Below are 13,718 nucleotides of genomic sequence, written 5' to 3'. Positions count from 1 at the left end.
CGTGCCCAAGTTCCTCGGACCGGTCGCGGGGTTCGGTGTCACCTTCGCGACGATGTTCAAGAAGGCGAACACCGAGTACTACCCGTACGAAAAGAAGGTCACCGCACCGCGATTCCACGGCCGGCACCAGCTCAACCGGTACGCCGACGGCCTGGAGAAGTGCATCGGCTGCGAGTTGTGCGCGTGGGCGTGTCCCGCCGACGCGATCTTCGTGGAGGGTGCCGACAACACCGACGAGGAGCGTTTCTCGCCCGGTGAGCGGTACGGCCGCAACTACCAGATCAACTACCTGCGCTGCATCTTCTGCGGCCTGTGCATCGAGGCGTGCCCGACCCGGGCGCTGACCATGACCAACGAGTTCGAGCTCGCGGACACCAGCCGGGCGAGCCTGATCTTCACCAAGGAACAGCTGCTCGCGCCGCTGCACGAGGGCATGGTCCCGGCGCCGCACGAGATGTACCCGGGCACCACCGACACCGACTACTACCTGGGCAAGGTCACCGCGGCCGCGCCCGGCACGGTGACCCAGGGGCAGCCCCGCGAGGCGGCCGAGGCGCACGAGCAGGGGACGGAGGCGGGCCGATGAGTCCCGGAATCGACTTCGCGGCCGAGGTCACCAAGACCTCCACCGGCGAGGCGCTGCAGTTCTGGGTGCTCGCCACCGTCGCGCTGATCGGCGCCCTGGCCACCGTCTTCATGAAGAAGGCGGTGCACAGCGCGCTCGCGCTGGTCACCACGATGATGTGCCTGGCGATCTTCTACCTGGCCCAGGGCGCGGTGTTCCTGGGCATCGTGCAGATCGTGGTCTACACCGGCGCGATCATGATGTTGTTCCTGTTCGTGCTGATGCTGGTCGGCGTCTCCTCGGTGGACTCGCTCAAGGAGACGCTGAAGGGTCAGCGGATCGCCGCCGCCGGGCTGGGCCTGGGCTTCGGCATCCTGCTGGTGTCGGCCATCGCCAACGCGTCCATCACGCACTTCACCGCGCTGGCCACCAAGACGCCGGGCAGCCGGCCGGTGTACCCGGCCGAGACGAACGACGAGGCGGTGCGCGCGGCGGCCGAGGGCAACGTCCAGGGCCTGGCGCACCAGATCTTCACCAAGTACATCTGGGCCTTCGAGATGACCAGCGCGCTGCTGATCACCGCGGCGGTCGGCGCGATGGTGCTCGCGCACCGCGAACGCCTGGTGCCGCGCAAGACCCAGCGCGAGTTGTCCGAGCAGCGGGTGCGCGAGAACAAGCAGGTCGCGCCGCTGCCCACGCCCGGGGTGTACGCCCGGCACAACGCCGTGGACGTGGCCGCGCTGCTGCCGGACGGCAGCGTCTCGCAGTTGTCGATCAACGACACGCTGCGCGCACGCGGCCAGATCCGCGACGTCAGCGCCGAAGCGGTGCACAGCGTCGCCGAATTGGAGACCGCCGGCGCGGACACCGACGACGAGGCGTGGCCGGACGAGTCGGACGGTCCCGCGTCCGCACCGGTGCCCACCGCCCGGCAGGAACACGACGACGCCGACTCTTCGTCGGGCGACGGCTCGGGCAACGAGGTTGCCGCCGGCGCAGGCTCCAAGGAGGGGCGCCCGTGAACCCGGTGAACTACCTGTACCTGTCCGCGCTGTTGTTCACCATCGGCGCGGCCGGGGTTCTGCTCCGGCGCAACGCGATCGTCGTGTTCATGTGCGTCGAACTGATGCTGAACGCGTGCAACCTCGCGTTCGTCACGTTCGGCCGCATGCACGACAACCTCGACGGCCAGATCATCGCGTTCTTCACGATGGTCGTCGCCGCATGCGAGGTCGTGGTCGGACTGTCCATCATCATCGCCATCTTCCGCAGCCGCCGTTCGGCCTCGGTCGACGACGCCAGCCTCATGAAGTGGTAGGTCGGAACCGGTGATCGAAACCTCCTCCCTGGCCTCCGGCGTCGTGCTCGCCAACGAGGGTGGCGGCGGGCTGCACTCCGTCGCGGCAAGTGGCGCGTTCTCGGCGCTGTGGCTGGTCGTCGGCCTGCCGCTGCTCGGTGCGCTGCTGCTGCTCGTCGGTGGCAAGCGCACCAACGCCTTCGGCCACATCCTCGGCACCGCGATGGCCCTCGGGGCGTTCGTGGTCGGCGTGCTGATGTTCGTGACCATGCTCGGCAAGGACGACGCGGACCGCTCGGTCGACCAGCACCTGTGGACCTGGGCGCCGGTCAACGAGTTCCAGGCCGACATCGGCCTGCACCTCGACCAGTTGTCCATCGTGTTCGTGCTGCTGATCACCGGTGTGGGCTCGCTGATCCACATCTACTCGATCGGCTACATGGCGCACGACGAGAACCGTCGGCGCTTCTTCGCCTACCTGAACCTGTTCGTCGCGGCGATGCTGCTGCTGGTGCTGGCGAACAACTACCTTCTGCTGTACGCCGGTTGGGAGGGTGTGGGGCTTGCCTCCTACCTGCTGATCGGCTTCTGGCAGCACAAGCCCAGCGCTGCGACGGCCGCCAAGAAGGCGTTCATCATGAACCGCGTCGGCGACTTCGGTCTGGCCGTGGCGATCTTCCTGATGTTCACCACGTTCGGCACCTTCGACTTCGCCGACGTGCTCGGCGGCAGCGCGAGCGCGAGCGACGGCACGATGACCGCGATCGGCCTGATGTTGCTGCTCGCCGCGTGCGGCAAGTCGGCCCAGTTCCCGCTCCAGGCCTGGCTCGGCGACGCGATGGAGGGTCCGACCCCGGTCTCCGCGCTGATCCACGCGGCGACCATGGTCACCGCCGGCGTGTACCTGATCACCCGGTCCGCGGAGATCTTCAACGCCTCGCCGGACGCACAATTGGCGGTCACCGTCGTCGGCGCGATCACCGTGCTGTTCGGGGCGATCGTGGGTTGCGCCAAGGACGACATCAAGAAGGCGCTGGCCGCCTCCACGATGAGCCAGATCGGCTACATGATCCTGGCCGCGGGCCTGGGTCCGATCGGCTACGCGTTCGCGATCATGCACCTGGTCACGCACGGCTTCTTCAAGGCCGGGCTGTTCCTGGGCGCGGGTTCGGTCATGCACGGCATGAACGACGAGGTCGACATGCGCCGCTACGGCGGCCTGCGCAAGTACATGCCGATCACCTTCGTCACCTTCGGCCTGGGCTATCTGGCGATCATCGGATTCCCGCTGCTGTCCGGGTTCTTCTCCAAGGACAAGATCATCGAGGCGGCGTTCGCCAAGGGCGGCACCTCGGGGTGGATCCTGGGCGCGGTCACCCTGGTGGCGGCCGGACTCACCGCGTACTACATGACGCGCGTGATGCTCATGACCTTCTTCGGCAAGGAACGCTGGAAGGAGGCGCCCGCCGGCGCCCCGGCCGACTGGCACGAGCCGCACCCGCACGAGTCGCCGGTCTCGATGACCGGCCCGATGATCCTGCTCGCGTTCGGATCGGTGTTCGCGGGTGGCCTGTTCGTGCTCAACGAGTCCTTCGTGAAATGGCTGACGCCGGTCACCGGCTTCTCGCACGGCGACCTGCCGATGAGCGAGTGGGCGGTCACCGGTCTGGCGCTCTCGATGGTCGCGCTCGGCTCGGTGGTGGCCTACGTGCAGTACGCCCGCCGGGACGTGCCCGCGGTGGCGCCGGCCGCGAGCCTGGTCACCGTCGCGGCGCGGCGGGACCTGTACCAGGACGCGGTCAACGAGGGCCTGGTGATGCGGCCCGGCCAGTACCTGACCCGCCTGCTCGTGTGGTTCGACAACCGCGGCGTGGACGGATTCGTGGGCGGACTCGCGGCGTTCTTCGGCGGCACCTCGGCGCGCGTGCGCAAGGTGCAGACCGGATTCGTGCGTTCGTACGCGCTGTCCATGTTCGGCGGCACGCTGCTGGTCGTGGCCTGCACGCTGATGGCTCGGATGGCCTGAACATGACCATCCGGACACGACCCCAGATCGCCCACCCCGTAGGCGCCTTGGCGGAGGGACTTCGATGAACGGCCACTTTCCCTGGCTGACGACGCTCGCGGCGCTGCCGTTCGTCGGCGGGCTGTGCGTCGCCGCCGTGCCGGCCGGCAAGCGCAAGCTCGCCAAGAACGTGGCGCTGCTGTTCAGCCTGCTCACACTCGCCGTCGCGATCGTGGTCGCGACCAAGTTCGACAATCACGGCGACCGCTTCCAGATCACCGAGAGCTACAGCTGGGTCTCCTCGTTCGGGGTGCGCTGGTCGCTGGGCGTGGACGGGATCGGCCTGGTGCTGATCCTGCTCACCGCGGTGCTGATGCCGCTGCTGATCCTGGCCTCGTGGCACGACGCGGACGACGCCCCGGTGGGCGCCGACGGCGTGGTCGGCGCCGGCAAGGCCGCGCCGCGCAGCACGCACGCGTTCTTCGCGCTGATGCTGCTGGTCGAGGCCATGGTGGTGGTGTCCTTCGCGGCCACCGACGTGTTCATGTTCTACGTCTTCTTCGAAGCCATGCTGATCCCGATGTACTTCCTGATCGGCGGCTACGGCGGCGCGCAACGCTCGTACGCGGCAGTGAAGTTCCTGCTCTACAACCTGCTCGGCGGCCTGGTCATGCTGGCCGCCGTGGTCGGTCTGTACGTGGCCACCGCGAACCAGGGCATCGGGATCGACGGGAACGGCACCTTCGACTTCGTGAAGATCTCGCAGGCCGTGGCCACCGGTCAGCTGGACATCGACCCGACCGCGGAGAAGGCGCTGTTCCTGGGCTTCATGTTCGCGTTCGCGGTCAAGGCCCCGCTGTGGCCGTTCCACACCTGGCTGCCGGACACCATGACCGAGGCCACGCCCGGCATCGCGGTGCTGGTCACCGCGATGGTGGACAAGGTCGGCACGTTCGCGATGTTGCGGTTCTGCCTGGAGATCTTCCCGAACGCCTCGAAGTTCTTCGCTCCCGTGGTGATCACACTCGCGGTGATCGGGATCATCTACGGCGCGCTGCTCGCGGTCGGCCAGACCGACATCAAGCGGCTGATCGCGTACACGTCCATCTCGCACTTCGGCTTCATCATCCTGGGCATCTTCGTGATGACCAGTCAGGGCCAGTCGGGCGCGACGCTGTACATGGTCAACCACGGCTTCTCCACCGCGGCCCTGCTGCTGATCGCGGGCTTCCTGATCACCCGCCGCGGCAGCAGGACGATCGCCGACTTCGGCGGCGTGCAAAAGGTCGCCCCCGTTCTCGCGGGTACGTTCCTGGTGGCCGGACTCGCGACCCTCTCGATGCCGGGGCTCGCCCCGTTCGTGAGCGAATTCCTGGTGCTGGTGGGCGCGTTCGCGAAGTACAAGGTGGCCGCGATCTTCGCCACCACCGGCATCGTGCTCGCCGCCCTGTACGTGCTGGTGCTGTACCAACGCACGATGACCGGCCCACTGCGGCCGGGCAATGAAAAGCTCCGCGACCTGGTGCCACGCGAACTGGCGGTCGTGGTACCGCTGATCGCGTTCCTGCTCGTGCTCGGCGTCTATCCCAAGCCGGTGCTCGACGCGGTGAACCCGGCCGTGGACCACACGCTCAGCCGGGTGGAGCAGAAGGACCCGGCGCCCACCAAGCCCATCGAACAGGCCGCGGGCACCGAGGCGCACACCACTGGAGGCTCCAAGTGAGCATGAGCACCGCCGCAACGGCAACGCTCGCCGTGACGAAGGTGGACGCGCCCACCATCGAGTACGGCAAGCTCTCGCCGATCCTGATCATCGCGGGCGTCGCCGTGGTGGGCGTGCTGATCGAGGCGTTCCTGCCCCGACCGGCCCGCTACCGCGCGCAGCTCACGGTGGCCCTGGTCGGCATGATCGCCGCGTTCGGCGCGGTCGTCTGGCTCGCCCGGGACCTGCCGGACGACCACCGCGGCAGCATCACCGCGATGGGCGCGGTCGCCGTGGACGGCCCGTCGCTGTTCCTCCAGGGCACGCTGCTGCTGATCGGCATCGCCTCGGTGCTGCTGATCGGTGAGCGCAGGCTGGAACCGGCCGGCGGCGACGCGTTCGCCCCGCAGGCCGCGGCGGCGCCCGGCAGTCAGCAGGAGAAGGACGCGGCGGCGGCGGGCTGGACGCAGACCGAGGTCTACCCGCTGACCATGTTCTCGCTGGTGGGCATGCTGCTCTTCCCGGCGGCGAACGACCTGCTGATGATGTTCGTCGCGCTGGAGATCCTGTCCCTGCCGCTGTACCTGCTGTGCGGGCTGGCCCGGCGTAACCGGCTGCTCTCCCAGGAGGCCGCGCTCAAGTACTTCCTGCTCGGCGCGTTCTCCTCGGCGTTCTTCCTGTTCGGCGTGGCCATGCTGTACGGCTACTCGGGCAGCGTCTCGCTGGACAAGATCGGGGTCGCCTCGGCCGGTGCGATGGACAACGACGCGCTGCTGCTGATCGGGCTCGCGATGGTGGCCGTCGGCCTGCTCTTCAAGGTCGGCGCGGTGCCGTTCCACTCCTGGACGCCGGACGTGTACCAGGGCGCGCCGACCCCGATCACCGGGTTCATGGCGGCGGCCACCAAGGTCGCCGCGTTCGGCGCGATGATGCGCTTCTTCTACGTCGCGCTGCCGGGCATGCGCTGGGACTGGCGGCCGGTGATGATCGGCGTCGCGATCGCGACCATGGTCGCCGGCGCGATCATCGCGATCACCCAGACCGACGTGAAGCGGCTCCTCGCCTACTCCTCGATTGCCCACGCGGGTTTCATCCTGACCGGAATGATCGCGATGAACGACGCGGGCGTGTCGTCCACGATGTTCTACCTTGTGGCCTATGGGTTCGTCACCCTGGGTGCATTCGCGGTCGTCACATTGGTCCGCGACGCCCGCGGCGAGGCGACCCACCTGTCCCACTGGGCGGGTCTGGGCAGGCGTTCCCCGCTGGTCGCAGGAGTGTTCGCACTGTTCCTGCTCGCCTTCGCCGGCATCCCGCTGACCAGCGGTTTCGCCGGAAAGTTCGCGGTCTTCCAGGCGGCGGCGCGAGGCGGCGCGGGCAGCCTCGTGGTGGTCGGTGTGCTGTGCAGCGCGATCGCCGCGTTCTTCTACGTGCGGGTGATCGTGTTGATGTTCTTCTCGGAGCCCAAGGCCGACGGTCCGACGGTTGTCGTACCGAGCGTGATGACCACCGCTGCCATCGCGCTCGGGGTAGCCGTTACCGTGGTCCTTGGCATCCTCCCGCAGCCGGTACTGGACCTCGCGGACAAGGCAGCCTTGTTCGTCCATTAAGCAAGACGCAGAGACTCTGCGTGATCGACAGGAGAGAACCGTCATGGCGATCGTGGGGCCCTTCGGGCTGAGCGTCACGGACGAGACTCTCGACGCCGAGATCAGGGCGGGGATGGCCGCCGTGGAGCAGGAGCTCCTGGCGGCCACCAAGAGCGAGTTCCCCTACCTGACGCAGACCTCGCGGCATCTGGTCGAGGCGGGCGGCAAGCGGTTCCGGCCTCTGCTGGTGCTGCTCGCCGCCCAATTCGGCGACTGGCAGGCGCCGGGCGTGGTGCCGGCGGCGGTGGTGTGCGAACTGACCCACCTGGCCACGCTGTACCACGACGACGTGATGGACGAGGCCCCGCTGCGGCGCGGCGCACCCAGCGCCAACTCCCGGTGGGACAACTCGGTGGCGATCCTGACCGGCGACTTCCTGTTCGCCCGGGCCTCGGAGATCGTCGCCGACCTGGGCAACGAGGCGGTGCGGATCCAGGCTCGGGCGTTCGCCCGGCTGGTGACCGGGCAGATCCGCGAGACGGTCGGCCCGGGCCCGGGCGACGACCCGGTCGAGCACTACCTGTCGGTGATGGCGGACAAGACCGGCTCGCTGATCGCGGCATCCGGCCAGTTCGGCGCGATGTTCGCGGGTGCGGACGAGCACGTGGTGGACATCCTGACCCGGTACGGCGAGCGGTTCGGCGTCGCGTTCCAACTGGCCGACGACGTGCTCGACATCGCCAGCGAGGCGACCGAGTCCGGCAAGACGCCGGGGACCGACCTGCGCGAGGGCGTGCCCACGCTGCCGGTGCTGCACCTGCGGGCGGGGGTGACCGGTTCGTCGCCGGCGGCCGACCGGCACCTGCTCGAACTCCTGGACGGGCCGATCACGGACGACGACGAGCACGCGGAGGCGCTTTCGCTGCTGCGCGGGCATCCGGCGCTGGCGAAGGCCCGCGAGGACACGCGGCGCTATGCCGAAGCTGCTCGGGAGGTTCTGGCGCCGCTGCCGGAGTGCAGTGCCAAGCAGGCGTTGGCCTCGCTGTGCGAGTTGGTCGTGGAGCGTAGCGCGTAGTTTTTCGGTGCGGCCCGCCCACCCGTGACGTCGGGTGGGCGGGCTGCGGTCTTCTGCGGGAGTGCTCGGCGGCTGCTCCCTCGGGAGTAGCGCGTGGGGTGGCGAGTCAGCATCAAGTCCTGTGCTCGGGCGTACCGCACGTCTTGAGGTGGACGTTTTCCGGTGACGTTCGGCGGACGCCGAGTGGCCGGTCCCGATGATCCCCTTGTGGTGTCGCATTCGACACTCGAATCAGGGGGCAAGCTCCATGACTCGCACCACCCGCCGTTCCGTTCCGTGGCGCTTCGCGGTGCCGGCCGCGATCGCGGCGGCAACCGTCGGTGCCGTGACCTTCGGCCCGACCGCATTCGCCGACGACTCGCATCCGGGGCTACCGGAGCAGACCGCCGACCAACTCGTCGCCAAGGTGGCCGCCGCCCGGGCCGACGCGCTCACCGGCACCGTCCGCATCGACACCGACCTGGGCCTGCCCGCCCTGCCCGGCAAGGCCGGCGGCAACGGCCCGCAGGCACTGCTGTCCGGCACCAACAGGCTCCAGGTGGCCCTGGACGGCCCGGACCGGCAGCGCATCGGCATCATGTCCGACCTGGCCGAGTACAACGTCATCCACAACGGCCGCGACGTGTGGACCTACGACAGCCGCGCGCACGCGGTGACGCACGGCACGGTCGACCAGGGCCGGCCCGACGTCGCGTCGCTGGTGCCGACCACGCCGCAGGACGTGGCCCGGCAACTGCTCGACCTGGTCGGCCCGACCACCGACGTCCGGGCCGACGGGACCGGCCGGGTCGCCGGGCACGACGTGTACAAGCTGCGCTTCGCGCCCAAGGCCCAGGGCAGCCTGATCGCCGCCGCGACGGTGTTCGTGGACGCGAAGACCGGGGTGCCGCTGCGGGTGACGGTGGACACCGTCAAGGGCGGCAAGCCCGCGATCGACATCGGCTTCGAGCAGATCTCGTACGACAAGCCCGCGGCCGGCACCTTCGACTTCAAGCCGCCGGCCGGGGCGCAGGTCAAGGAGGTCGCACCGAACGAGGCACGGCCCCAGGCACCCGGCACGCCGAGCACGCCGGCGGCGCCGACCGGGGGGCATGCCGACCCGGGCCTGCTCGGTGCGGGCTGGGCGACCGTGGTCGAGCTGCCCGCCGGCGGCGACGCCAAGGAGGCCACCCGGCTGTTGGGCAAGCTGGGCAAGCCGGTTCCGGGCGGGACGCTGATCAACACGCGTCTGGTGAACGTGCTGAGCACCGACTCGGGCCGGGTCTTCGCCGGCGCGGTCGACGCCGACACGCTCCAGCGGATCGCGGCACAGCGATGACCGCGTCCACGGCGGCCGGCACCGCCGCGATCCGTACCGAGGGGCTGTCCAAGCGCTACGGCCGGGACCGGCTCGCCGTGGACGGACTCGACCTGACCGTGCCGGCCGGCTCCGTCTTCGGGTTCCTCGGGCCCAACGGTTCCGGCAAGACCACGACCATCCGGATGCTGCTCGGCCTGATCCGGCCGACCGGCGGTTCGGTCACCCTGCTCGACGGCCCCATGCCCGGGGCCGTCGGGCAGGTGTTGCCCAGGGTCGGCGCGCTGATCGAAGGCCCGGCCCACTACGGCTTCCTGACGGGCCGGCAGAACCTGGACCGACTGGACGCCGCCGACCCCACCTCAAACCCGCGCACGCGCGCCGCCCGGGTGGACCAGGCGCTGGCCAAGGTCGGCCTGACGGCGGTGGCCGGGCGCAAGGCGCGGGCCTACTCGCTGGGCATGAAGCAGCGGCTGGGCATCGCGTCCGCGCTGCTGCGACCGCGCGACCTGCTGGTGCTCGACGAGCCGACCAACGGCCTGGACCCGCAGGGGATGCGTGAGATCCGGGCGCTGATCCGCGGGTTGGCCGCGGACGGTACGACGGTGTTCCTGTCCTCGCACCTGTTGGACGAGATCGAGCAGGTGTGCACGGACGTGGCGGTGATGAGCCACGGCAGGCTGATCACGCAGGGCACGGTGGAATCCCTGCGCGCCGGCACCCGGGCCCGGCTGGTCGTCACGACTCCCGACGCGGAGGCGGCGGTCGTGGTGCTGGACAGGCTCGGCGCGACGGACATCGTCACCACCCGCGACGGCGTCGAGGCCGATCCGGCGCCGCTGGAGCCCGACGAGGTCTGCGCGGCGCTGGTCCGCGCCGACGTGCGCGTACGTTCGTTCACCCTGGCGCGACCGTCCCTGGAGGACGCGTTCGTCGCCCTGACCGGAGAAGGCTTCGATGTCACCGACTGACGCACTGCCCAAGACGGGTGTCCTGTCGCCCGCGTTCCGGTACTCGACGGCGAGCGAGACGTTCGGGTCCGAGCGGGCGCCGCGGCTGCGCGGGCTGATGCGCAGCGAGTTGCGCCTGGTCTTCCTGCGCCCGCGCACAGCCGCGATGCTGGGCTTCCTGGCCGTCGTACCGGTCATCCTCGGGGTCGCGTTGCGCTACTTCCACGACGGCCGCTCCTCGGGCGGGGGCGGTGGCGGCGGGTCGATGGACTTCGTGAACCAGGTGACCGGCAACGGGTTGTTCCTGGTGTTCGCGTCCCTGGCCGCCGCGCTGCCGTTCTTCCTGCCGATGACGGTCGGCGTGGTGGCGGGCGACTCGATCGCGGGCGAGGCGCACGCGGGGACGCTGCGTTATCTGCTGGTCGCGCCGGCCGGTCGCACCCGGTTGCTGGTGGTCAAGTTCGCCGGTGTGCTGGCGTTCTGCCTGGCCGCGACGCTCACGGTCGCGCTGTCCGCGCTGGTGGTGGGCGCCGCGCTGTTCCCGATGGGCGACGTGCCGCTGCTGACCGGCGACACCATCTCGATGGGCGAGGCGTCCTGGCGGGCGTTGCTGATCGCGCTGTGCGTGGCGGCCTCGCTGGTGGGCCTCGCGGCGATCGGGTTGTTCGTCTCGACGCTGACCACGGTGCCGGTGGCGGCGATGGCCACCACGGTCGGCGTGGTCATCGTGACCGCGATCCTGACCGGCATCCCGCAATTGTCGGCGCTGCACCCGTGGTTGTTCACCGACGGCTGGATGAGCTTCGGCGACCTGCTGCGGAATCCGATCCCGACCGACGAGATCATCCGCAACCTCGGTATCCAGACGGCGTACACGGCCATCTTCGGTGCGGCGGCCTGGGCCCGGATGACCGAGCGCGACATCACCACGTGAGCCGGACCGGGCCGGCCGAGGGCGGCGACTCGTCCGGGTGAATGTCCGGTTGGCCCGAGTGTCTCGTGTGCAAGTACGGCGATATGAGGATGCGCACGGCGATCGCGATGCTGTCGGCGGCCGCGGCCGCGGTGTTCGGGTCGGTGCCCGCAGCGGCATCGGCCGACGCCGCGTCGGCGCAGAGCTACTCGTACCTGGTGTTGACGCCCGCGGTCGGGACGGCCGGGACGGCGCTCGCCGAGTCGGCGGTGCGTCGGGCCGGGGGTGTGGTGGTGCAGGCGTACGGGCGGGTCGGTGTTGTGGTGGCGCACGGCGGGCCGGGGTTCGCGGCGGCGGTGCGTGGGCGGCCGGGGGTGGCGCGGGTGGGGGCCACGCGCACGGTGCCGCTGCGGACCGGGGCGGGCGCGGGGGAGCAGGAGCGGGGGCGGGCGGAGGCGCGGGCCGGCGGGGCCGTTTCGGATCCGGCCGAGGCGGCGCAGTGGAATCTGGCGATGGTGCGCGCGTACGAGGCGCAGCGGATCACCGAGGGCAGTGCGGACGTGGTGGTCGCGGTGGCCGACTCGGGTGTGGACGATCGGCATCCGGATCTGGCACCGAACTTCGATGCCGCACTGTCCGTGGACTGCTCGACGGGCCGGCCGATCCGGGCGGACGCGGCCTGGCGGGCACCGCGTTCGGATCACGGCACCCACGTGGCCGGCACCATCGCCGCGGCGCGGGACGGGAGCGGCGTGTTGGGGGTGGCGCCGAGGGTGCGGATCGCGGCGCTGCGGATCGGCGACGCGGACACGCTGTTCCACGGCGAGGCGAGCGTATGCGGGTTCGTCTGGCTGGCCGAACATGCGGACCGGGGGCTGCGGATCGCCAACCACAGCTACTACAACGATCCGTGGTGGCTGCTGTGTCCGGACGACGAGGACCAGGCGGTGATCCACGAGGCGGTGCGGCGGGCGGCGGCGTACGCGGCGGAGCGGGGCGTGTTGTCGATCGCGGCGGCCGGCAACGACGCCTACGACCTCGCCCACAAGACGGTGGACCCGCACAGCCCGAACGACGCGCCCACCGGCCCGCCGGCGCAACCGCGGCCGGTGACCGACGCGTGCCGCGAGCTGCCCGCCGAACTCCCGGGCGTGATCACGGTCGCCGCGGTCGGCGCGAACGGCCGGCGGGCCGGCTATTCGAACACGGGCCTGGGCGTGGTGGATCTGGCCGGACCCGGCGGCGACGTCGCGGCGGGCGGCGAAGGTGTGTTGTCCACGTCGGACGAGGGCGGCTGGGCCCGGAAGCAGGGCACGTCGATGGCCGCGCCGGCGGTGACCGGGGTGGCCGCGCTGATCGCCTCCACGCATCCGACGTGGGGGCCGGGGGCGATCACGGCCCGGTTGTACGCAACGGCGACCAGGCCGCCGTGCACGGCTCCGTGTGTCGCCGCGGGCGACGTCGACTCGTTCCACGGCCACGGCCTGGTCGACGCGTTGCGCGCGGTGCAGCCGGTGAGCTGACCGGGTCGTCGAGGCCGGTCCCGGTCGCCGGACGGAAGTGGGCCATGCTTTCGCGCACACACGCTCGCCGTGTGCGGCTTCTCGGGTGCGTCGAGGACCGTCGTCGACGCACTCCGGTCGTCACTGCGCGCCGACCGGCGGCCGGTGGGTGCGCAGGGCGGTGATGTGGGTGTCGCGGGAGACGGGGCCGCCGAAGCGGAGGCGGTCGTAGTCGGTGAAGTCCGGCTCCAGGGCGTCGAGTTCGTCGACCAGGGCAGACAGCGCGGCGGCCGGTGCGGGGGAGTTCGCGTCGGCTGCGGCCAGGGCGGCCTCGATCGCGGCGACCAGTTCGCCCTTGCGGCGGATCGTGGCCGGGGACACCGTGTGCAGGCAGACGTATCGGCCGCTGAGGTAGGCGTCCCACTCCTGTTCGCCCTCGTCCGCATCGGACCAGTGCCCAACGAACCAGGCCCGCAGCCGATCCGGGCCGCCGGCCGCGTCGGCGAGGGCGAACAGGTCGGCGGGCACCATCTCGGCGCCGTCCGAGCGCAGATAGGAGGGCAGCGGCAACGACCGGGCCAACATCAGTTCGCGTACCTCGTCCGGATCGCGCCCGACCTGCCTGCATAGCGCGCCCAGCTCGACGAACTGCCGATTCACGTACGCGTCGTCCGCCGGCGTCATCGCGTGGTCCCCGTTGACCTCCCGAAACCGCGCCGCCACGGCCCGCGCCGCCGCCCCCTCGCCACGCTGCCCCGCCATCGCCCACCTCCCACTCCGCCTCCGTCGCCGAAGGCCCTCCGTCGTACGCCCCGGACGCTAG

The 13,718-nt window shown here is 70.5% G+C and carries 12 protein-coding genes; 11 read left to right on the top strand and 1 reads right to left on the bottom strand.

What is annotated here, in order from left to right; translation table 11 throughout:
* Window position 1 precedes the first annotated feature (1 nt).
* The 11 genes from nuoI (at window position 2) to ACZOOI_RS11205 (ending at window position 12,916) form a co-directional block, all read left to right on the top strand.
* Complete coding sequence (nuoI, locus tag ACZOOI_RS11255) at window positions 2-586, top strand: NADH-quinone oxidoreductase subunit NuoI (RefSeq protein WP_465280530.1); 585 nt, start codon at window positions 2-4, stop codon at window positions 584-586.
* Window positions 583-1,587 (top strand): NADH-quinone oxidoreductase subunit J, encoded by a 1,005-nt coding sequence (locus ACZOOI_RS11250; RefSeq protein ID WP_465280529.1) that lies wholly within the window; start codon window positions 583-585, stop codon window positions 1,585-1,587. The genes nuoI and ACZOOI_RS11250 overlap by 4 nt, the downstream gene beginning before the upstream one ends.
* Window positions 1,584-1,883, top strand: coding sequence for an NADH-quinone oxidoreductase subunit NuoK (nuoK, locus tag ACZOOI_RS11245; RefSeq protein ID WP_020549317.1), 300 nt, complete (start codon window positions 1,584-1,586; stop codon window positions 1,881-1,883). The genes ACZOOI_RS11250 and nuoK overlap by 4 nt, the downstream gene beginning before the upstream one ends.
* Before the next feature lie 70 nt (window positions 1,884-1,953).
* Window positions 1,954-3,888, top strand: coding sequence for an NADH-quinone oxidoreductase subunit L (nuoL, locus tag ACZOOI_RS11240; RefSeq protein ID WP_465281166.1), 1,935 nt, complete (start codon window positions 1,954-1,956; stop codon window positions 3,886-3,888).
* A 64-nt stretch (window positions 3,889-3,952) separates the two neighbouring features.
* Window positions 3,953-5,590 carry an NADH-quinone oxidoreductase subunit M gene (locus ACZOOI_RS11235; RefSeq protein ID WP_465280528.1) on the top strand — a complete coding sequence of 546 codons (1,638 nt, stop codon included), beginning with the start codon at window positions 3,953-3,955 and terminating at the stop codon, window positions 5,588-5,590.
* Between the two features lie 2 nt (window positions 5,591-5,592).
* Window positions 5,593-7,179 carry an NADH-quinone oxidoreductase subunit NuoN gene (gene nuoN / locus ACZOOI_RS11230; RefSeq protein WP_465280527.1) on the top strand — a complete coding sequence of 529 codons (1,587 nt, stop codon included), beginning with the start codon at window positions 5,593-5,595 and terminating at the stop codon, window positions 7,177-7,179.
* A gap of 43 nt (window positions 7,180-7,222) precedes the next feature.
* A complete protein-coding gene (locus tag ACZOOI_RS11225) occupies window positions 7,223-8,233 on the top strand; it encodes a polyprenyl synthetase family protein (RefSeq protein ID WP_391585450.1) in 1,011 nt (336 codons plus the stop codon).
* Window positions 8,234-8,480: 247 nt separating this feature from the next.
* Complete coding sequence (locus ACZOOI_RS11220) at window positions 8,481-9,551, top strand: LolA family protein (RefSeq protein WP_465280526.1); 1,071 nt, start codon at window positions 8,481-8,483, stop codon at window positions 9,549-9,551.
* Window positions 9,548-10,501, top strand: a complete 954-nt coding sequence (locus ACZOOI_RS11215; protein ID WP_465280525.1) for an ABC transporter ATP-binding protein — start codon at window positions 9,548-9,550, stop codon at window positions 10,499-10,501. The genes ACZOOI_RS11220 and ACZOOI_RS11215 overlap by 4 nt, the downstream gene beginning before the upstream one ends.
* Complete coding sequence (locus ACZOOI_RS11210) at window positions 10,488-11,414, top strand: ABC transporter permease (protein ID WP_465280524.1); 927 nt, start codon at window positions 10,488-10,490, stop codon at window positions 11,412-11,414. The genes ACZOOI_RS11215 and ACZOOI_RS11210 overlap by 14 nt, the downstream gene beginning before the upstream one ends.
* 89 nt (window positions 11,415-11,503) lie before the next feature.
* On the top strand, window positions 11,504-12,916 hold the full coding sequence (locus ACZOOI_RS11205) for a S8 family serine peptidase (protein ID WP_465280523.1): 1,413 nt from the start codon (window positions 11,504-11,506) through the stop codon (window positions 12,914-12,916).
* A 120-nt stretch (window positions 12,917-13,036) separates the two neighbouring features.
* On the opposite strand, the gene ACZOOI_RS11200 is transcribed toward ACZOOI_RS11205, so the two are convergent.
* Window positions 13,037-13,657, bottom strand: coding sequence for a DUF6058 family natural product biosynthesis protein (locus tag ACZOOI_RS11200; protein ID WP_465280522.1), 621 nt, complete (start codon window positions 13,655-13,657; stop codon window positions 13,037-13,039).
* Window positions 13,658-13,718 lie beyond the last annotated feature (61 nt).

The sequence above is a fragment of the Embleya sp. L77 genome (genome assembly GCF_055557415.1).
Note: the sequence above shows the minus strand (reverse complement) of the source record. Positions and strands in the feature narration are given on the sequence as shown.